Source organism: Paenibacillus sophorae, assembly GCF_018966525.1.
Lineage (GTDB): Bacteria > Bacillota > Bacilli > Paenibacillales > Paenibacillaceae > Paenibacillus_AQ > Paenibacillus_AQ sophorae.
Genome location: NZ_CP076607.1, coordinates 5,152,138 through 5,172,919, shown reverse-complemented (window position 1 = coordinate 5,172,919; position 20,782 = coordinate 5,152,138). Strand labels below are relative to the sequence as shown.

Genomic DNA, 20,782 nt, shown 5'->3' with positions numbered 1-20,782 from the left:
TACTAACAGAAGTATAATCTCAATTGTAGTGAGGTAAAAGGTGTGAAAATTCTTCATGTTGCTTGGCTTGACAATAACAAATCTAATGGAGTTTCTGTTGTAGTTCCTAATCATATTAAATATCAGAGTGCTTTAGTTCAAGTAGCATTGCTTAATACTTCAAATATTTCTCTCGATATTCCTGAGGAAGAAATTAATTATCCAATTTTTTCGCTAGGGGATTGTCCTCAAGGAAATATTGGTTTACTGCCATCTCCATTTAATGATCCCGATATTGTAATTTTTCATGGTGTATATTTTTATTATTATTATAAAACGATGGGCTTTTTGCTTAATATGAAGATTCCATATATAGTTATACCTCATGGAAGTTTAACGAGTTTCGCTCAGGAAAAGAAAAAATGGAAGAAAAAAATAGGGAATATACTTGTCTTTAATAAATTTATTAATAACTCTAGATGTATTCAATTCCTAACACAAGAAGAAAAAATATCATCTAATTGGGAGGGAGAATCGTTCATCTGTGGCAATGGTATGTCTTCTCGCACTTGTATAGTCGATAAGAAAAAAAATTCAGACTTTTTTCACTTCACATATATAGGAAGATTAGCTCTTTTTCAGAAAGGACTGGATATCCTATTAGAAGCATGTTATTCCATTTCTGATGAAATGAGAGGCAAGAAAATAAAGTTAAATATATATGGTCCTGATGATCAAGGTGATAAGAAGAAGGTTTTACATCTAATAGAAAAATATAAAATACAAGATATTGTCTGCTTATCAAATCCCGTATATGGAAAAGAAAAAGAAAAAATACTTCAAAACTCAGATGTTTTTGTTTTAACTTCTCGCTTTGAAGGGCAACCACTTTCAGTTATAGAGGCACTACTCATGGGGATTCCAGTATTGTTAACGCCTGGAACCAATATTGCTAATGAAGTTGTTTCCAATAACTGTGGATGGTGTGCGGAACTCTCGGTAAAAGATGTCGCAGATAAAATCCTTGAGATATTTAATTTAAAAAAACAAATAGCTCAATATTCATTGAATGCATCCAAATACGCTGAAAAAAACTATTCTTGGGAGGAGATCGCCAAAAAAACGGTGAGCGGTTATAAAAAACTGTTGAGATAAATCTCTTCTAGAAAGGTTAGCCAACTATGACCATTTTTCTAATGATAATTTTGTTAATACTATTAGAGGCATTTGTACTCTTTAATATTAAAACAGGTAAGAAAAATGCGAAAAAAATTTTTGTATTATTATCATTTACTCAATTATTTATCATTTCCGCTTTCAGAGGAGTAAATATTGGAGTAGATACAAAAACTTATATTTCTTACTTCTATAATATTAGATTTATAGATTTTACAAATTTAAAAAATATACCTTTAGAAAAAGGTTATGTTCTTTTAAATTATTTTTTGCATTTTTTCTCTCACAGTGGAATGATTTTGCTGATAGTTGTAAGTTTTATAACCATTGGTTTAATTATGGCTTTTATTTATAAGCACTCTCAAATAATTTGGCTGAGTGTTTATCTTTTTATAACTCTAATGTATTTTTATAGTTCAATGAATATCATGAGGCAATATTTAGCGATTTCCATACTATTATTTGGTATAACTTATGTTAGGAAACAAAAATTTATTCCCTTTCTTGTAACAGTGATCTTGGCATCATTATTTCATTTTACTTCAATTGTTTTTATAATTGTTTATTTATTTCCTAGAATTAAGTTTAATTACAAAAATATAATATTCACTTTTGTTTTAGGAATAGGGATCTTTTTCTTCTTAGAACCTATTTTATTTTTTTTGATAAAGACTTTTCCTCAATACTCGGGATATATTTCATATTTTGAAAGTAACAAAATTGGTAGTATCCTAAATTTTCTTATGATTTTTATAGTCTTTATGTTTAGTTTGATTTTTTTAAAAAGAAAAAAAATTAATATTTCTGTCGATAATAATGGAAATTTTGGTATATCAAATGAAAATGTAAACGAAGGAGCAGCAATTTATACTAGTGAGGATAAATTGTTAATATATATAATACTTACAGCGGTTATAATTTCCTTGTTATCAATAAGAATGAGTATATTAGGTAGAGTGACTGATTATTTTTCTATCTTTCTCATTATCTATATTCCGAATTTTATTATGAAAATAAAATATGGGAAATTAAGAAGCTTGGTAGTGCTAGCTATCATGTTAAGTTCTATGCTTTATAATCTTATTATTTTCTTGTATAAACCTGAATGGTATGGTGTTACACCTTATTCATTTTGGTGAAAATGAAAGTTGACTGTACTAAATAGGGCTTGCTTAACAACAAATTGGTGCGTGTGGCCCTCGGCTCGCTCTTGATTCAAGGAAGGCTTAGGCTTAAGTGAACGGGAGACCCCCTGCAGATCATGGAAAACTCTTATCTCCAGTACTTTCTTTGCTATGACGGCTACGTAGATGATGACAAAGATGCGACGATCCCAGTGTGGGAAACTGACTATGGAAATCGGCGATGACGATGTGCTAACGATTCTGCAAGTGAAGGAAGGGAAGCAGGTCTTACATATGTTGCCCTGTTGAAAACGGAAACCCGCCGGGGCACCATGATGCTGGATGCCCCCTGTGACGCCTGCCAACATCAAGTTACCCGACGGGCCTGAACCTGCTGAATCATACCCGTGAAATTCTGGAGGAAATCATCGACAAGCTGTACCAGAGGTCTTTTTACAGCAATTCACGACAATGGGACTTGTTCAGCTAGCTCTAAATAAGATATGAACTAAGAAACTGAGGTGATAAAATTGAATACTCCTTTAGTAAGTGTTGTAATCCCTACTTTTGAACGAACTTTTTTTCTAAATAGGGCCATAGATAGTGTGTTAAAACAAGATTACGAATATATTGAGATTATTGTAGTTGTTGATGGAAAGTCGGTTGAAACAAAACAGTTAATAAAAGAAAAAAATAAAGATCTTAAGGTTAACATAAAACTAATCGAAACAATAGAAAAAGTAGGAGGTAGTGAGGCAAGAAATATAGGAGCACAAAATGCAAAAGGCAGTTACATTGCCCTTTTGGATGATGATGATGAATGGTATAGCGATAAAATATCGAGTCAAATTGATCTCATCAATTACAGAAAGTTAACTCCAGATGATAAATTCATTTGTTTTACATCAATCTATACATATAAGAATACTAATCAAAAGAAATTCAGAAAATTACCCTTAATTGACTATGAATATACTGAAAAGAAAAGACTCGCAAATTATTTATTTGAACCTAAGGGTATATTTGTGGAAGGTTATATTCAAACATCTTCAATAATGGTGCCCAAAAAACTAATATTAAGAATCCCTTTTACTAAAGGGCTAATTAAACACCAAGATTGGGATTGGTTACTCAAATTAGATAAGGAGAAGGGATTAAAAGTAGTCCATGTTAGAGATCCCAAAGTGATTTTTCATTCTGATGCTCCTAAAAATAAAAGAGTTGGCTTGTCCAATCAATGGCGCTTTAGTGAAAAATGGTTAGAGTTATCACGTAATTGCTTTAGTAACAGTGCGTATGAAAGTTTTTTGCTTAGTACAGTAATATTACAAATTAGAAGCGATGAATCACTTAGTAGTTCAGAAAAAAGATATGAAATTCAAAGGCGTTTAAAAAAACTAAATTGGCTTACCTATTTCAAGCCATTTACTTGGAAAATATTAACTCGCCTTTTACTTGATATATAAACCACACCTTTATAAATTATTGACACATCGAATGGGTAAATAATTATTCCAAGAACAAGTGGTAGCAAAGATGAACACATCAAATCGAACAGTTAAATGAAGCGATGAATATTAGTGTGTTTTATGTAGTCGAAATTTTAACTAATATAAAACCTGATAATCCATATTTTTCAAACTACAAAGGATAATCGAACCTATGAATGAGAACGAAATATCTATAAAGAAAGCCGCAACAATCAATTTTATTGCAAAATATATCAATGTAGTAATTCAAATTCTTTATTCAGCTATTTTGGCTAGAATATTAACTCCTGCTGACTTTGGCATTGTAGTAGTCATAACGGTGTTTACAACTTTTTTTATGCTTCTTGCCGACATGGGTATTGGTCCAGCAGTAATACAAAACAAGAAGATTAATGAAAATGACACAAATAATATTTTTACATTTACTGTTTATTTAGGAATTGTAGTAGCTGCCCTGTTTATGCTGTTTTCCATACCATTGTCTGCATTTTATGATAATGAAGTCTATGTCCCCATTGGAGTATTGTTGTCCATATCCTTATTTTTCAATACTCTAAATATTGTTCCAAACGCTTTACTTTTAAAAAAAAAGCAATTTAAGACTCTTGGAGTGCGTCTTATCGTTATAACAATTATAAGCGCGATACCTACAATTATTCTAGCTCAGTTGGGATTCCGATATTATGCGATTGTATTTTATTCCATACTATCGTCTTTATTTACATTTATTTGGAATTATATTACAGTTCAACTGAGATTTAAGTTAACATTTGAAATGCACAGTATTATTAAAATTAGGAATTTTTCGCTGTATCAATTTGCTTTTAATTTTGTGAATTATTTTTCTAGGAATTTAGATAATCTGTTAATAGGAAAATTCATCGGAAATGCCGCACTGGGATATTATGATAAATCCTATAGATTAATGCTTATGCCAGTACAGAACTTAACCCACGTTATCACGCCAATTTTACATCCTATCCTATCTAATCACCAAGAAGACAAAGCCTACATATTTACACGGTATATGAAAGTGGTAAAGATTCTTTCACTGCTGGGAGTGTTTATTACGGTATACTGTTTTTTTTCAGCGGAAGAAATTATTTTTTTAATGTTCGGTGATCAATGGGGAAGTGCTGTTCCTAGTTTCAGAATTCTAGCACTATCCGTTTGGGCACAGATGGTTACGTCTAGCTCGGGTGCCATTTTTCAAAGTTTGGGTAATACAAGATTAATGTTTATTACTGGAATATATACATCAATTATTTCGGTTATCGCAGAATTAATAGGGGTTAGTTTTCAAAACATAACTATTGTTGCAGCTTGTGTTGCGATAGCATTTAATCTGCATTTTTTTATAGTTTATCATATACTCATTAAACGAGGATTTGAGTATAGACGCAGAGAATTTTTTGCTAAATTTATTCCGGATATCGTTGTATTTATCATTACTTTTATGGGACTGCATTTTGTTTCATCCCTAATAAATGTAGACAATCTGCTATTATCTGCATTATTTAAAGGTGTTGCAGGTGGTACTATTTATGTAATAGGTCTTCTATTAACTAAACAGTACAAGGTATTTTTGTTTTTGATAAACAGAAAAATTACTAAAGGTAGTCGGTAGGGATAAGTTCTAGCCGACTCCTACATTCTTTAGATTTGAATTCATTTGGCGACTTTTTAATAAATAAATTTGCTGCAACATATAAAGGAGAGCTTATGAAAACAATTGTTTCACTGACCACAATTCATAGTCGCTTGTTCATAGTGAAGTATACGCTAGATTCACTTTTAGGGCAGGACTATAAACCGGATTTAATCGTTTTCAATATCTCTCATGATCCATATTTATTAGACAAAGGAATTGGTGAAATTCCTGATTGGCTTAGAGACAAGAGATTTGAAGATATACAGGTAAACTGGGTTCCAAACGATGGACCTTATCGGAAATTACTCCCAGTAATCCCTTTAGCCACAGATGAAGATTTAATTGTAACAGCAGATGACGATCAAATCTATGCACCGAATTGGTTAAGTGGTTTAGTAGCAGAAGCTCGTGTCAACCCCAACAGTATCATTTGTGGAAGAGCAAGAAGACCCTCAAAAAATATTTTTGGTCGGTACCAATCCTATGACAACTGGCCTTTAGTGGTGTCAAGCTGCACCTCGATAGATTTACTTCCAACGGGTAATTGTGGAATTGTGTATCGCAAAAATTTACTTGATCTTGACTTTATATTTGATGAAAAATATCGTAATTTAGCACCGACAACTGATGATTTATGGTTTCGAGAGGCAAGTTATCGTCTTGGAGTAAAGGTCACAGTGGTCTCGGGAGTAGCAAACTCGCAGGCAAGTATAGAAGCTCCGCAAGGGGGGGCGCTTAGCGATCAAAACACGAGTTTTAGAGTTCTTCAGAAAGCAAAAGGCATATTAAAATTAGCTAGTCGTGTACTTCGTATTCTAAAAGCTTATTTAGGCATCACTTTAAATAAAAATGACGAAGCATTTAAGAAGATTAAAGGTTATAGCGATTCAGGTAAGATTAAGTCCGTTCTTGAGAATTAATAAAATCCATAATTTATGTGATTATGGGTCTGTTAAGATGTTCGATATGATGTCGGGGATTATTTTGTTTTGTAAAGGAAACCCTTGACTTCACCTCACAAAGAAAAGATATTATAGACGATGTCTGGAAAGTTTTAGAGCAAGGTATTTGAAAAAGAAGCGTTATTGGAAGAGTAAGACTTAATCAGAAGCAAGGATGTGATTTGAGAAATGAAAATTACCATAGCAGGAACAGGCTATGTGGGGTTATCCAACGCGGTATTATTAGCACAGCATAATGAAGTTATTGCGTTAGATATTATTCAAGAAAAAGTAGACATGATCAATAATAGAAGATCTCCGATCATCGATAATGAGATTGAGGAGTTTTTTGCCACAAAAGAACTAAACTTAACTGCAACTACAGACAATTATAAAGCTTTCAAAAATGCTGAATATGTCATTATCTCGACACCAACCAACTATGATCCCGATAAGAATTATTTTAATACAAGAACTGTTGAAGCTGTTATAGCTAATGTACTGTCCATTAATCCTGATGCAGTGATGGTGATCAAATCAACCGTTCCGGTTGGTTATACAGAGAAAGTAAAAGAGAAGTTTGAAACTGAGAACATTATCTTCTCTCCAGAATTTTTAAGAGAAGGTAAGGCATTATATGATAACTTGTACCCATCACGAATTATTGTAGGTGAACAGTCAGAAAGAGCTAAGAAATTTGCTGATCTGTTAGTAGAAGGTTCTCTAAAAGAAAACATTGATGTGCTATTTACCAACTCAACTGAAGCTGAAGCGATAAAGCTTTTTGCTAACACTTACTTAGCCATGAGAGTCGCATTTTTTAATGAACTAGATACTTATTCTGAAGTTAGAGGGTTAGATGCGAAGCAAATTATCGAAGGTGTAAGTCTCGATCCCCGAATAGGTGACCATTACAATAATCCTTCTTTTGGATATGGTGGATACTGCTTACCTAAAGACACAAAACAGCTACTAGCTAACTATAATGATGTTCCTAATAATATCATGGCAGCAATTGTTGATTCGAATAGAACAAGGAAAGATCATATCGCTGATAGCATCTTGGCCAAGAAACCTAAAACCGTAGGGATCTATAGATTAACAATGAAAATGGATTCTGATAACTTTAGACAGTCTTCCATTCAAGGGGTTATGAAGCGCATCAAGGCAAAGGGTGTTGAGGTAGTTATTTACGAGCCATCCCTCACTGAGAGTGAATTCTATAATTCTAGAGTTATCAATGATTTCGATGAATTTAAGAAGATTTCAGACGTGATCGTGGCAAATAGACTATCAGATGATATTAAAGACGTTTTGGACAAGGTGTATTCGAGAGATTTGTTTAGCAGGGATTAAGATAGGTCCTGGACACGATAAACGTTATACAGTTGATCCTCAAAAACTGGAGTAGTTGAGGTGAAAGCCGACCTTCGTCTTTGAGACAGGTATTGCCCAACGATTCAGTGGTATATCTATAACACGAAGTGATATGAACGAATTCTCAAGAGGCGAATAATGCGAGGTTTAATATGAAAAACACAAGGAAGAAGACACTGAAACTGAGCAAGCTGGCGTGTTTTTTCGCTCTACTTGTCCTTATCGCCATCCTTACCGCGGGTCGCTTTCTAACTGTTTTAGAATCTCCGAAGAAGGCTGACGTGATCATCGTTTTAAGCGGAGGTGCAGGACGGGTTGAGAAAGCAGTAGAATTGTATAAAGCCGGTTATGCCCCTTGCCTGATTCTATCCAACTTTCGGGAGACAGCAAACTCCTCTAGAAATATGCTTCAAACCGCCCTTGCTCTCGGCATTCCGCAGGATGTTATTCTCAATGAAGGCGGAGCTTTGAGCACATATGACAATGCTAAATTCACTTTACCCATAATGAAGAATCAAGGCTTCACTTCGGCGATTGTGGTTTCTTCCGATTTTCACATGCGGCGGGTGAAGTTTATTTTCGACTCTGTTTACAAGAAGTCTGATATTGAATTGACCTATGTAGGCTCTGCTTCAGAATATAACGCCAAGCGATGGTGGAGCGACCCGTTCAATAGAGAGATCACTTTCACCGAGTATACCAAAATGATTGGCAACTTCTTCGGCTACAATGGACCGGAAGCGAAGAAAGGCCTTGATCGGATCAAGGGCTGGTTCCGCTAATTTTGGCCAAGTAGCATTTCAAGGAACATGTATACTTCGCTCCCAATAGCCCGTCCGTCACAACTAGATGCTGATCCATTGGTTCTACCTCCAGCCTATCCCTACACAACCTCCCCATCCGACTTTTTTGCTTCTTCTCTCCTTAACAACCGCCGTGGCTTCTTCCCAAACTTAATCCAAACGCGGTCCTCGTCGTCGCGGAAGAAGCTAATGCGGAACAATTTTAGGGGGGTCCAGATTTCCTTGAAATAGTAATTGGGCATAATCACATTTCTCCTTACGAATTACTGGGTTATTTCTAATAATAAACTAGTTCTAAAGCAATGTGTGTCGGATTTTGACTCGGGAACCAACAAACATAGGTGTTTTTTCTCGAAGGTAATCTGTAGAATGTGTAATGTTTATATTTGTTTAGTTATATTTAGAAATTCTCACCTTAATTTAGCGGATGTGAATCCGAGTTCTTGCGTGTTTGCGAAATATTTATTAAAACCTTCTGTTAAATCCTTGCCCCATTCTCCTCCCTAAATTATAATAATTCTAATTTCAAAAAGTATTCATAAAATACGTAAGAAGCGTCAGCTCGGTGTGATATACTTTATATAGTGTGTAGCGAATGTGTGAAATTGAAAGTCGCGATTTGTTAGGACTGAACATGCAAATGCTAATATACAGCAACGAATTAAGACTAGGATGGTGAACTTATAGATGCACATCGTCGCCGTTGGCTTGAACTACCGTACAGCGCCTGTCGAGGTGAGAGAGCAGTTCGCTTTTGCGGAGAAGGATCTGCCGGCAGCGCTTCATCAGCTGATGCGGACGAAGAGCGTGCTGGAGGGGGTCATCGTCGCCACCTGCAACCGTACGGAAATTTACGTGGTTGTGGATCGCCATCATATGTGCGGACATTTTATCCGCAGCTTCATAGAGCAGTGGTTCGGCCTCAAGAACGAGCAATTTACACAGCATATGTATAAATATGAGGATGAGCAGGCTGTCCAGCATCTGTTCCGGGTGACCTGTGGGCTGGATTCCATGGTAATCGGCGAGACGCAGATTCTGGGTCAGGTTCGCAGCGCCTTTTTGACCGCTCAGAGTGAGGGCGCGACGGGAACGTGGTTCAACCGGCTGTTCAAGCAGGCGATAACCGTGGGCAAGCGGGCGCACAGTGAGACGTCGATCGGCGAGAGCGCGGTATCCGTCAGCTACGCGGCGGTTGAGCTGGGCAAGCGTATCTTCGGCATGTTCACCGGCAAAAAAGTGCTGATCCTCGGCGCGGGCAAAATGAGCGAGCTGACGGTCAAGCATCTGTACGCGAGCGGCGCTGCGGAAGTGATTGTTGCGAACCGAACTCTTGCGCGCGCCGCGGAGCTGGCGGAGAAGTTTGCGGGCCGTCCATGCACGCTGGAAGAAGCGGCCTCGCGTCTGCACGAGTTCGATATCGTGATCAGCTCGACGGGGGCGGAAGGCTATGTTCTGACAGCGGACAGAATCATGGAAAGCATGAAGAATCGGCAGTCCCGTCCTCTTTTCATGATTGACATAGCGGTTCCGCGCGACATTGATCCGTCAGCGTCCGAGCTTCCGAATGTGTTTCTGTATGATATTGACGATTTGGAGGGCATCGTGGAGAGCAATATGGAGATGCGGCGAGGCGAAGCCGCGAAGATCGAAGGGATGATTGCGGAGGAGAGCGACAATTTTCAGCAGTGGCTTAAGACGCTGGGCGTGCAGCCGGTCATCCGTGCGCTTCAGGAGAAATCGAGCGCCATTCATGAGGAAACGCTGGAGAGCTTGTTCAACAAGCTGCCCGAGCTGGATGAGCATCAGCGCAAGATTATCCGCCGGCTGACCAAGAGCATTGTGAACCAGTTGATGCATGATCCGATTAATGTAATCAAAGAAATGTCCGGCGAGAAGAACGGAAACGCAGCGCTTGACTTTTTTACGAAGATCTTTGCACTAGAGGATCGGCTTGAGCCCGAATCGGAGAACGGGAGCGTCGCTCCCGAGAGAAACCGCAAACCGGCGGACACGCTGCCCGGGAGCGGAAATGCCGCTCTGCCGAAGACTGCTTTTGCTCCGGCGAGCCCCTAAAGGAGGATAGCGGCATGCGTTACCTGAATGGAATATATGACGCAGCCCTGCTGCTGTATGCCCTGAGCCTGCTGTTTTATTTCTTGGATTGCCTTGAACGGAATCCGGATCGGAAGCGGTTAGGCACGGGGCTTCTTGTTTTTGTCGGCCTGCTGCAGTCCGCATGCCTTGGCATCCGCTTTTACGAGGAGCGGGGTCTGCCGATTTTTACGCCGTATGATTTTCTGTTTTGGTTCTCTTTCAGCATCGTGCTGATTTCGCTGGCTCAGTCCTTTATGCGGCGTTCCGAGTTCACGGTGCTGCTGCTCAGCGTAGCGGGATTCAGCGCTTTTTTGCTTAACCGGGTGTGGCTGACGGCGGAGGATCATACGCTACAGAGCTGGAAAGCGGTGCACGGCTGGCTGGCTATGCATATTATTCTCGCCAATCTGAGCTTTGCCGCGCTGACGCTGGGTGCCGTGTTCGGAGTCATGTACCTGTTCCTGCACACCAGGCTGAAGCGCAAGAAATGGAACGACAGGGTCCGGCGTTTGCCAAGTCTGGAAGTCCTGGACAAATATGCTTACACCTCTGTGCTTGCCGGCACGCCGCTGCTCGCGGTGTCGCTTATAGTGGCCGGGATCTCGATTGCCTCCGAAGGGCGTCTGCCGCTGTTTCAGGATTTAAAAGTGCTGTCCACGCTTGTCGGGCTCGGCATTTACATTTCCTATCTTATTTTTAAAAGATCAGGCCGGAGCAGCGGAATCGTCATGGCGCGCTGGGCGGTCTCGGGCTACGGATTTATCATCCTTAATTTTCTGCTGAATTCGTGGTCTGATTTTCATCGTTGGGGCGGGGGCTGAGATTATATGACGGTTTATTTGCCGATTATGCTGGATTGCAGGGGAAAGCATTGTGTAGTGGTCGGAGGAGGGAAGGTAGCGGAGCGCAAGACGCTGGGGCTGCTGGAGGCCGGGGCGGCGGTAACGATTATTAGCCCTGCCCTGACGCCGCGGCTGGCCGAACTAACGGACAATGCGTCAGTGGTCTGGCTGAGCCGCACCTATGCTCCCGGGGATGCCCGAGGGGCTTTTCTTGTCTATGCGGCAACCGATGATCCGGCGGTTAACGGGGAAGTGGCGCGCGAAGCGGACAGTCTGGGAGTGCCGGTCAATGTAGGTAGCCATGCGGAGGCTGGAAGCTTCATCACGCCGGGCGTGCTGCGCCGGGGCCGTCTGACGGTGGCGGTATCGACTTCGGGCGCGGGTCCCGGCATCGCCGCGAGAATCACGAAGCTGCTGGAAGAAACGCTTGGTGATGAGTACGAGGACTATCTGGATTTTTTATATAAAATGCGTCAGGAAATCAAACGGCGGGAACGGTCGCCGGAGGTTCGAAAGCGTCTGCTGAAGAGGCTCGGGACATTAAATGTGCTGGACGAAATCAGGGAAGGCGCCTTTACGGCATGGGATTCGGAACAAATCGAGACCTGGATCGCACAACATCGGGAGGAATAAAAGAATGCGAACGATTATTGTAGGCAGCAGACAAAGCGCGCTGGCATTGACACAGACTGGCCAGGTCATTGACGATTTGAAGCGGCTCTGCGCGGAGCATGGGTTCCCTTTTACATTCGAGGTGAAAAAAATCGTCACCAAAGGCGACCGCATCCTTGATGTTACGCTGTCCAAGGTGGGAGGCAAAGGGCTGTTCGTCAAGGAAATCGAGCAGGCTATGCTGGAACGGGAGATCGACATGGCTGTGCACAGCATGAAGGATATGCCCTCCGAGCTGCCAGCAGGTCTGGTTAACGGCGCGGTTCCCCGGCGTGTCGATCCGAGAGACTGCCTAATTACCCGCAGCGGCTTGGGGCTAGCCGATCTTCCTTCGGGAGCGCGGGTAGGCACAAGCAGTCTGCGCCGTTCCAGCCAGCTGGCGGCGCTGCGGCCGGATCTCGTAATCGAACCGGTGCGCGGCAACATCGACTCCAGGCTGCGGAAGCTTGCGAGCGGCGAGTACGATGCGATTTTGCTGGCGGCGGCTGGCCTGACCCGTATGGGCTGGCAGGACCGTGTGACGGCTTACCTGCGGCCCGAGGAATGTCTGCCCGCTGTAGGGCAGGGAGCGCTGGGTATCGAATGCCGTGAAGAGGATAGCGAGCTGCGGCGGCTGCTTTCATTGTATAATGATGAAGAGACTGCGCTCACGGTCGCTGCAGAACGCCGCTTTCTCGGCGTACTGAACGGCGGCTGCCAGGTGCCGATTGGCGCTTTTGCCACACTTGAGAGCATCGGAGAGGATAGCGCGGAGAAGGCGGCGGGCAGCCGAAGCATCACGCTTACCGGTATGGTCGGAACGCCGGACGGAGCCGTGATATTAAAAGAGAGCTGCACTGGCACCGATCCGGTTCAGGTGGGCGAAGAGGCGGCGAGACGGTTGATCGCCAAGGGAGCGGAGATGATTTTGGCACAGGTAAGGGGTTGAGGAGAGAGAATGGCAGGCAAAGTGTATTTGGTGGGCGCGGGTCCCGGGGATGCCAAGCTCATCACGATTAAAGGCATGGAGTGTATCAAAAAAGCGGATGTGCTGGTCTACGACCGGCTGGCAAGTCCCAGGCTGCTGAAATGGATGCCATCCGGCGGAGAGAAAATTTATGTGGGCAAGCTTCCGGACCGGCACACAATGAAGCAGGAGGAAATTAATCAGCTGCTCGTCGATCTGGCGCTTCAGGGCAAGACGGTGGTGAGATTAAAAGGTGGCGATCCGACTATCTTTGGCCGGGTGGGCGAGGAAGCGGAGCTGCTGCGCAGAAACGGCATTTCCTACGAGATCGTACCGGGCATCACGTCAGCGATCAGCGTGCCGGCATATGCGGGCATCCCGGTTACCCACCGCGATTACGCTTCTTCCCTGTCGATTATTACCGGACACGAAAGTCCGGACAAGCTGGATCGCTCGATTCATTGGGATAAAGTGACGAATGCTACGGGCACGCTTGTCTTTTTGATGGGAGTCGCCAAAATCGGCTATATCAGCGGAAATCTGATCAAGCACGGCCGTTCGCCGGAGACGCCAGTGGCGCTGGTGCGTTGGGGGACGCGCGCGGAGCAGGAGACGCTGATTGGCACGCTCGCCGATATTGAAGAGAAAGTGAAGGCGGCGAATTTCGGGTCGCCGGCTGTTATCGTCGTCGGGGATGTCGTGAAGCAGCGGGAGGAGCTGAAATGGGCCGAGGAGCTGCCGCTGTTCGGCAAGCGGATCGTTGTTACCCGGGCGCGCAGCCAGGCCAGTGAACTCGTGGACCGGATTGAGGAACTGGGCGGTGAGCCTTACGAATTCCCGGTTATCGAGACGGTAATGCCGGAGAGTGCGGAGAAAAGAGAGGAGATTGCCTCGGCGCTGGCGAAGCTTCCGGAATATGACTGGGTGTTTTTCACGAGCGTAAACGGAGTGGAGTTCTTCTTCCGCCATCTGGCGGAGCTAAAAGCGGATATTCGCGGTTTGTCCCGCGCCCGTATCGCCGCCGTCGGTTCCGCGACTGCCGAAGCGCTCGCCCAGCGCGGCCTTGTGGCGGAAGTACTGCCGGCAAGGTTCCAGGCGGAAGGATTGATCGAAGCTTACGGCGACCGGCTGCTGACGGGACAGAAGGCGCTGCTGCCGCGCGGCGATCTGGCAAGGGACTGGCTTCCGCAGAAGCTGACTGAGCTTGGGCTTGCGGTCACGGAGATCGATACGTACGAGACGATCGTTACCGGCGAGGATGACGAGGAGCTCATGAAGCTGCTGGAGGAAGGACGGATACATGCCGTTACCTTTACCAGTTCCTCCACCGTGCGCAATTTCCTCGATATCCTGAAAAGGATGGGACTAACGGACCCGCTGCCTCTGCTGGAGAAGGTCAAGATGGCCTGCATCGGTCCGCTCACGCAGCAGACGGCAGTGGAAGCCGGGCTGATTCCCGGATTGCTGGCGGAGGAGGCCACAATCGACTCGCTGGTGCATGAGCTGTGCCGCTGGAATGAACAAACAAAGAACCGGTAAAAGGGGATGCCGGGAGTGGCAATAGCGTCCAATCCGGTCATGTAAAATCAAGAAAATGAACAATCCCTGTTTAGAACAGTCCGGCCCATAGCGAGCGCCGGGCTGTTTGACGTTGATACCGGCCTGTGCTTGTTTGTCTTGACTTCCTTGTATTAAATCCTTCGGATGTGTTATTATATAGGAACAAATGTTCTTATGTGGAGGGTTGAGAATGCCGAAGACATACGAACCGGTAACATCGAAGACGGGAATGACGCGTGTGAAAGAGGAACGGATGCCTTTCGGCTGGTCGGTCAATCCGTACCGGGGGTGCGCACATGGCTGCAGCTTCTGTTTTGCCAGAGGGTTTCAGGGATTCATCGATAAAAAGGCGGATGACGAGTTCCAGAATCATATCATGCTCAAGACGAACGCGGCGGAAGCGCTGGAGGCGCAACTTTCAGGTCTGGCCCGCAAATTCAAGTACGATCTTGAAGCGATGAGAAACGAAGTGGGCGAGGTCATGATCGGAACCGCGACCGATCCTTATCAGCCGATAGAGAGCAGAACGAAGCTGACCCGAAAATGTCTGCTGGTGCTGGCCAAGTACGGTATCCGGACCTCGGTGACCACCCGGTCCCCTCTGATCCTGCGAGACTTGGATCTGCTTGAGAAGATGTATTCCTTGTCGGTTAATATCAGCATCAATACACTGAATGACGGGCTTGCGCGCAGGCTGGAACCTGGATCGCCGCTGCCGTCCAAGAGGCTGGATACGGTTCAAAAGCTCGCGGAACGGGGAATCAGAATGGGCGTATTTATTGCGCCGATTCTTCCGTTTCTGACCGATGAGCCGGGCGAGCTCGAAGCGCTGTTCGCCGCGGCGGCGGACCTGGGAGCGGCATCGGTCATGACTTCGCTGCTGCGTCTTTCCCCGGATGTGAAAGGCTGGTATTTCCGCACGCTCAGGGAACAGTTCCCGAATACGCTGGAGCCGTACCGGAGACTGTATGCGGACGGGGGTTATGCTGAAGCGGGATACCGCGAGAATATGTCCCGGCTTCTGGACGAGCTGCACCGTAAATACGCTCCAAGGTTGCGGTCTGTGTCTGAAAAGACTGGATCACGGGGCGGTTATCTGACCGGGGAAGAACCGGGGCGGTCCGGATTGGCCGAAATCGCCGGGGAGCCGCTGGCTGAGCAGCTGTCCTTTCCGTTTTGAATGGCAGGAGCGGATCGGTGACCCGGCAGGACTTCGCATCGGGAACGGATCGACTGAACCCCGCATCGGAGACGGGCTTGGCAATTGGCTCAACCCCGAATCGGAGACGGGTGTGGCAATCGCCCATAAGTGGTAAAGATGTTTTTACTCGCAGGCTGCGGTAAAATTAAAGGGCTAGATAACGCTTGGACATTAATTATAGAGATGAGGGATTGGCATGAAGAAACGCAAATTGGGCAAATCCGGTCTTGAGGTTTCCGCTCTCGGTCTCGGATGTATGGGCATGTCCGAATTCTACGGCAGCCTCGACGAAGATGAATCCATCCGCACGATTCACCGGGCGATTGAGATGGGCCTTACATTCCTTGATACGGCGGATATGTATGGAGTCGGCAGAAATGAGGAACTGGTCGGTCGGGCGATTAAGGGACGACGGGACGACGTTATTCTGGCCACGAAATTCGGCAATGTCCGCGCGGCTGACGGAACGCCGCTCGGAATAAACGGCCGGCCCGAGTATGTGAAGCAAGCTTGTGACGCCAGCCTGCAGCGTCTTGGTGTCGATCATATCGATCTCTATTATCAGCACCGGGTTGATCCCAATACTCCGATTGAAGAAACGGTCGGCGCGATGGCCGATCTTGTCCAAGCCGGCAAGGTTCGGTTTCTCGGCTTGTCCGAGGCGTCGCCCCGGACGATAGCCAAAGCGCACGCCGTTCATCCGATCGCCGCGCTGCAGACGGAATATTCGCTGTGGAGCCGGGAGGTAGAGGATGAGATTCTTCCGCTCTGCCGGGAACTCGGCATCGGCTTTGTGGCGTACAGTCCGCTCGGAAGAGGATTTTTGACCGGTCAGATCAAATCTTTCGACGACCTGGAAGAGAGCGACTACCGGAGATTCTCTCCGAGATTCCAAGGAGACAACTTCCGCAAGAACCTTGATCTGGTCGAACGTATCCATGAGATCGCCAAGGAAAAAGGCTGTTCGTCCTCTCAACTGGCGCTGTCCTGGCTGCTAAGCCGCGGAGACGACATCGTGCCGATTCCCGGGACCAAGCGGAGATCCTACCTGGAAGAGAACGCCGGTGCGCTTGATGTAACACTTAGCAAGGAAGAGCTGAGCCGGATCGACGAAGCTGCACCCCTAGGGGTGGCAGCCGGATACCGGTATCCTGAAGCTTCAATGAAAGTCATCGATAAATAACGCCGCATTCATCGAATTAATATAAGAATCACAGCTGTTCGTGTGATATACTTAACAAAGACATTGCCAATAATATGCATGAAACGGTGAATGGACAGGCTCATTTGCGCGGTCCTTCGGATAGGATGCCGCCTTGGCGAACCCAACCCTAGCCGGCTGTTGCCTTTTGGGAGCGCCAAGGCGCTGCCTGCGAGGGAGGCGGCCTGCCGGGGTTTCTTGCTGTTTTAAGGGAGTGAATCCTGCTGTACTGGGCCTCGGTAAGGACGGTACGCACCCCTTGATGCCATTTCTTCCGCGTGCAGCGGATGGCCGCAGGGAATTTGCTTACAATAAGTGCAGGAGCGGCTCATTTTAAACTTGGCCGGCAGTTCTTACAATAAGAGCCGTGCCCGCAGCTTTGGATTTATATTTTTCATTTTGGGAGGAAGTTGAATGGCCTTTCCGATTGTGCGGCATCGCCGCTTGCGCGCTTCCGCCGGTATTCGCGGAATGGTGCGCGAGACGGTGCTGAATCCGCTGGATTTAATACAGCCGATATTTGTTACATATGGAACCGGAATTAAAAGAGAGATCGCTTCTATGCCGGGCGTCTACCATTTCTCGCTTGACACGCTGAAGGAGGAGGTGGATGAAATTGTCTCCCTCGGCATCCCAGCGGTTCTGCTGTTCGGCATCCCCGAGACGAAGGACGCCGTCGGCTCTTCAGGCTTTGACGAGAACGGAATCGTGCAGGAGGCGACGCGCCTGATTAAAGAGTGGTATCCCGAACTGCTTGTTGTCGCCGATACCTGCCTGTGCGAGTTCACGGACCACGGCCACTGCGGCATGGTGCATACCCATACCGTGGACGGCATCGTACACGGCGATGTGATGAATGACGCTTCGCTTGAGCTGCTCACCCGTACGGCGGTGTCGCAGGCCAAGGCCGGAGCGGACATCATCGCGCCGTCGAACATGATGGACGGATTCGTGCAGGCGATCCGCGCCGGGCTGGATGAAGCCGGGTTCGAGCATGTGCCGATCATGTCCTATTCGGTTAAATACGCTTCCGCTTTCTACGGACCGTTCCGGGAGGCGGCGGATTCGGCGCCGCAGTTCGGCGACCGGAAGACCTACCAGATGGACCCGGCGAATGTGCGCGAAGCGATCCGCGAAGCGGAGAGCGACGTGCTGGAAGGCGCCGACATGCTGATGGTGAAGCCCGCGCTCGCTTATATGGACGTTATCCGCGTCATCCGCGAGCAGTTTGATCTTCCGCTCGTCGCCTACAATGTCAGCGGCGAATACTCGATGGTCAAGGCGGCTGCGCAGCAGGGCTGGATCAACGAGAAAGCGATTGTACTGGAGCTTCTGACAGGACTGAAGCGTGCAGGGGCCGATACCATCATAACGTACCACTCGAAGGACGCGGTCCGCTGGCTGCGCGGAGAATAGAGGGCAGTTTCCAAGACAGGAGGAATTAGGAGTGGGTAAGGAAAATATCACCCGGAGAGAGGAAGCTTCCCGGGCAGCCTTTGAAGAGGCGAAGCATTACATTCCCGGCGGGGTGAACAGCCCGGTTCGGGCGTTCAGGTCGGTCGGCTTGACCCCGGTGTATGTGGAACGCGGGGAAGGCTCCCGGATCTATGATATCGACGGCAACAGCTTTATCGATTATGTCTGCTCCTGGGGACCGCTCATTATGGGTCACGCCCATCCGGAAGTGGTCAAAGCGCTGCAGGAAACGGCGGTCAGAGGAACGAGCTTTGGTGCGCCCACGCTGCTCGAGACGGAAATGGCCAAGACGGTTGTGGAGCGCGTCGAGTCCGTGGACATTGTCCGAATGGTCAACTCCGGCACGGAAGCGACCATGAGTGCGATTCGTCTGGCCCGAGGATATACGGGGAAGAATAAAATCCTGAAATTTGAAGGCTCCTATCACGGTCATGGCGACAGCCTGCTGATCAAGGCCGGCTCCGGCGTCGCGACGCTTGGGCTGCCGGATAGTCCGGGAGTGCCGGAAGGCATAGCCTCGAACACGATTGCGGTGCCGTACAACAGCCTGGAGTCGGTTAAGCTGGCCTTCGAGCGTTACGGCAACGATATCGCGGCTGTCATTGTCGAGCCGATTGCCGGGAATATGGGCGTTGTTCCGCCTGCTCCCGGATTTCTGGAAGGCTTACGCACGGTGACCGAGGATTATGGTGCTTTGCTTGTGTTTGACGAGGTGATGACCGGCTTCCGAGTGAACCGGGGCTGCGCGCAGGGTCTGTTCGGCATCCGGCCGGACCTGACCTGCTTCGGCAAGGTGATTGGCGGCGGACTTCCCGTCGGCGCTTATGGCGGACGCCGGGAGATTATGGAACAAATCGCGCCTACCGGCCCGATCTACCAGGCGGGCACGCTCAGCGGCAATCCGCTGGCGATGGCGGCGGGTCTTACGACGCTGAAGCTGCTGACGCCGGAAGTATATGACCGGCTGGAAAGCCTTGGCGCGCGGCTGGAAGCAGGGCTTAAGGCCAATGCAGAAGAAACTGGAATCCCGCTGACAATAAACCGGGTCGGCTCGATGGTGTGCCCGTTCTTTACGGCAGAGCCGGTAACCAACTACGATACCGCGAAGAGCAGCGATGTGAACCGTTTCCGCGCCTACTTTGGCGAAATGCTGGAACAGGGAATAAGCCTGCCTCCTTCGCAATTTGAGGGCATGTTTATCTCAGCGGTGCACAGCGAGCAGGATATCGACGATACGATTGAGGCTCATCGTGCCGCATTGAAGTCGCTGTGAGGCCGGGAGAACCTGTGAGGAAGCCCGGCTGGATGCGCCGCTGGGAATGGCTGGAGACTACGCCCGGCCGCAAGGTGACCGCTGCGGAGGACACTGGTGAAGCCATTGACCGTTGGCTTAAGGAGTCAGCTGGAATGCCGGACAAGCTGCTTGCCCGGCTTCGCCGCGAGGGCGGTATCCAGTGGAGGGGGGACCGGCTCCGACTGGCGCTCTTTCCGCCCAGAGAACCGGGGATTGAACCGATCTGGCATGAGCTTGAGGTGCTGCATGAGGACGACTTCTGCCTTGTCGTCCATAAGCCTGCCGGCATGGCGGTTCATCCGGACGGAAGCGGGAATGGCGTAACGCTGGACCATGCGGTCGCTGCCCATTACGCGGCCTCCGGCGAGAACTGTGCCGTACGGCATATCCACCGGCTGGACAAGGAAACGACCGGGCCGGTGCTGTATGCGAAGAATGAATTTGCGCAAGCGGTTCTGGACGAGGCGATGCGCGCCAAAGCCATTTCCCGCCAGTACGCAGCCATTGTCCGGGGCGAGGTGCCGCGTTCGTTGACCGTGATCGATCTGCCGATCGGCCGCGACCGCCACCATGCCGCGCGCCGGAGGGTATCTCCCGGCGGACAGCAGGCTGTAACCAGGATTGTCGGCACCGAGGTATGGACGGGTGCGTCTCTGGTGAAGATCGAGCTGGAGACAGGCAGGACGCACCAGATCCGTGTCCATTTAAGCCATGTGGGGCATCCCTTATATGGGGATGCTCTTTATGGCGGGCCGACGGCGCCGGAAGTGCATGGAAGCCGTCCGCTGCTGCGGCAGGCGCTGCACGGGGAATTCCTGAGCTTTGCGCATCCTTGGAGCGGGGAGGAGCTTGAAATTGCCGATCCCTGGCCGGAGGATATGCTCCAGCTGCGGAATGCCCTTAGCGGCCGCATAGGGTAGGTAACAAGCAAAAAGGATCAGAAGCGCGACAG

Annotated in this window: 17 protein-coding genes; all 17 read left to right on the top strand. The window is 47.3% G+C overall.

From position 1 onward, the window contains the following. Positions 1-42 precede the first annotated feature (42 nt). The 17 genes from KP014_RS25065 to KP014_RS24985 all read left to right on the top strand — a co-directional run bounded on the left by KP014_RS25065 (position 43) and on the right by KP014_RS24985 (position 20,750). Entirely contained in the window at positions 43-1,134 is a 1,092-nt protein-coding gene (locus tag KP014_RS25065; RefSeq protein WP_036603875.1) for a glycosyltransferase, read from the top strand. A gap of 41 nt (positions 1,135-1,175) precedes the next feature. Then, positions 1,176-2,294 (top strand): EpsG family protein, encoded by a 1,119-nt coding sequence (locus KP014_RS25060; protein ID WP_216700417.1) that lies wholly within the window; start codon positions 1,176-1,178, stop codon positions 2,292-2,294. Between the two features lie 515 nt (positions 2,295-2,809). Next, the gene (locus KP014_RS25055; RefSeq protein WP_036603869.1) at positions 2,810-3,745 is read left to right on the top strand and encodes a glycosyltransferase family 2 protein; all 936 of its coding nucleotides are present in this window, start codon (positions 2,810-2,812) and stop codon (positions 3,743-3,745) included. A gap of 196 nt (positions 3,746-3,941) precedes the next feature. Continuing rightward, positions 3,942-5,396 carry a lipopolysaccharide biosynthesis protein gene (locus KP014_RS25050; protein ID WP_036603866.1) on the top strand — a complete coding sequence of 485 codons (1,455 nt, stop codon included), beginning with the start codon at positions 3,942-3,944 and terminating at the stop codon, positions 5,394-5,396. Positions 5,397-5,491: 95 nt separating this feature from the next. Then, a complete protein-coding gene (locus tag KP014_RS25045) occupies positions 5,492-6,340 on the top strand; it encodes a glycosyltransferase family A protein (RefSeq protein ID WP_036603864.1) in 849 nt (282 codons plus the stop codon). Positions 6,341-6,550: 210 nt separating this feature from the next. Continuing rightward, on the top strand, positions 6,551-7,717 hold the full coding sequence (locus tag KP014_RS25040) for a nucleotide sugar dehydrogenase (RefSeq protein ID WP_036603862.1): 1,167 nt from the start codon (positions 6,551-6,553) through the stop codon (positions 7,715-7,717). Positions 7,718-7,890: 173 nt separating this feature from the next. Then, entirely contained in the window at positions 7,891-8,520 is a 630-nt protein-coding gene (locus tag KP014_RS25035) for a YdcF family protein (RefSeq protein WP_036603860.1), read from the top strand. A 708-nt stretch (positions 8,521-9,228) separates the two neighbouring features. Then, positions 9,229-10,617 (top strand): glutamyl-tRNA reductase, encoded by a 1,389-nt coding sequence (hemA, locus tag KP014_RS25030; protein WP_036603857.1) that lies wholly within the window; start codon positions 9,229-9,231, stop codon positions 10,615-10,617. Positions 10,618-10,631: 14 nt separating this feature from the next. Next, on the top strand, positions 10,632-11,459 hold the full coding sequence (ccsA, locus tag KP014_RS25025; protein WP_036603855.1) for a cytochrome c biogenesis protein CcsA: 828 nt from the start codon (positions 10,632-10,634) through the stop codon (positions 11,457-11,459). Between the two features lie 6 nt (positions 11,460-11,465). Further along, on the top strand, positions 11,466-12,113 hold the full coding sequence (locus tag KP014_RS25020; RefSeq protein ID WP_036603851.1) for a precorrin-2 dehydrogenase/sirohydrochlorin ferrochelatase family protein: 648 nt from the start codon (positions 11,466-11,468) through the stop codon (positions 12,111-12,113). Between the two features lie 4 nt (positions 12,114-12,117). Next, a complete protein-coding gene (hemC, locus tag KP014_RS25015) occupies positions 12,118-13,080 on the top strand; it encodes a hydroxymethylbilane synthase (RefSeq protein ID WP_090834303.1) in 963 nt (320 codons plus the stop codon). 9 nt (positions 13,081-13,089) lie between these two features. After that, a complete protein-coding gene (cobA, locus tag KP014_RS25010; RefSeq protein WP_036599255.1) occupies positions 13,090-14,637 on the top strand; it encodes a uroporphyrinogen-III C-methyltransferase in 1,548 nt (515 codons plus the stop codon). 211 nt (positions 14,638-14,848) lie between these two features. Next, a complete protein-coding gene (locus tag KP014_RS25005; protein WP_036599253.1) occupies positions 14,849-15,838 on the top strand; it encodes an SPL family radical SAM protein in 990 nt (329 codons plus the stop codon). Between the two features lie 217 nt (positions 15,839-16,055). After that, the gene (locus KP014_RS25000; RefSeq protein WP_036599251.1) at positions 16,056-17,042 is read left to right on the top strand and encodes an aldo/keto reductase; all 987 of its coding nucleotides are present in this window, start codon (positions 16,056-16,058) and stop codon (positions 17,040-17,042) included. A 432-nt stretch (positions 17,043-17,474) separates the two neighbouring features. Next, positions 17,475-18,476 carry a porphobilinogen synthase gene (gene hemB / locus KP014_RS24995; RefSeq protein WP_036599250.1) on the top strand — a complete coding sequence of 334 codons (1,002 nt, stop codon included), beginning with the start codon at positions 17,475-17,477 and terminating at the stop codon, positions 18,474-18,476. A gap of 31 nt (positions 18,477-18,507) precedes the next feature. Then, positions 18,508-19,809, top strand: coding sequence for a glutamate-1-semialdehyde 2,1-aminomutase (gene hemL / locus KP014_RS24990; protein WP_036599247.1), 1,302 nt, complete (start codon positions 18,508-18,510; stop codon positions 19,807-19,809). Between the two features lie 32 nt (positions 19,810-19,841). Continuing rightward, positions 19,842-20,750, top strand: a complete 909-nt coding sequence (locus KP014_RS24985) for an RluA family pseudouridine synthase (RefSeq protein WP_090834304.1) — start codon at positions 19,842-19,844, stop codon at positions 20,748-20,750. Positions 20,751-20,782 lie beyond the last annotated feature (32 nt).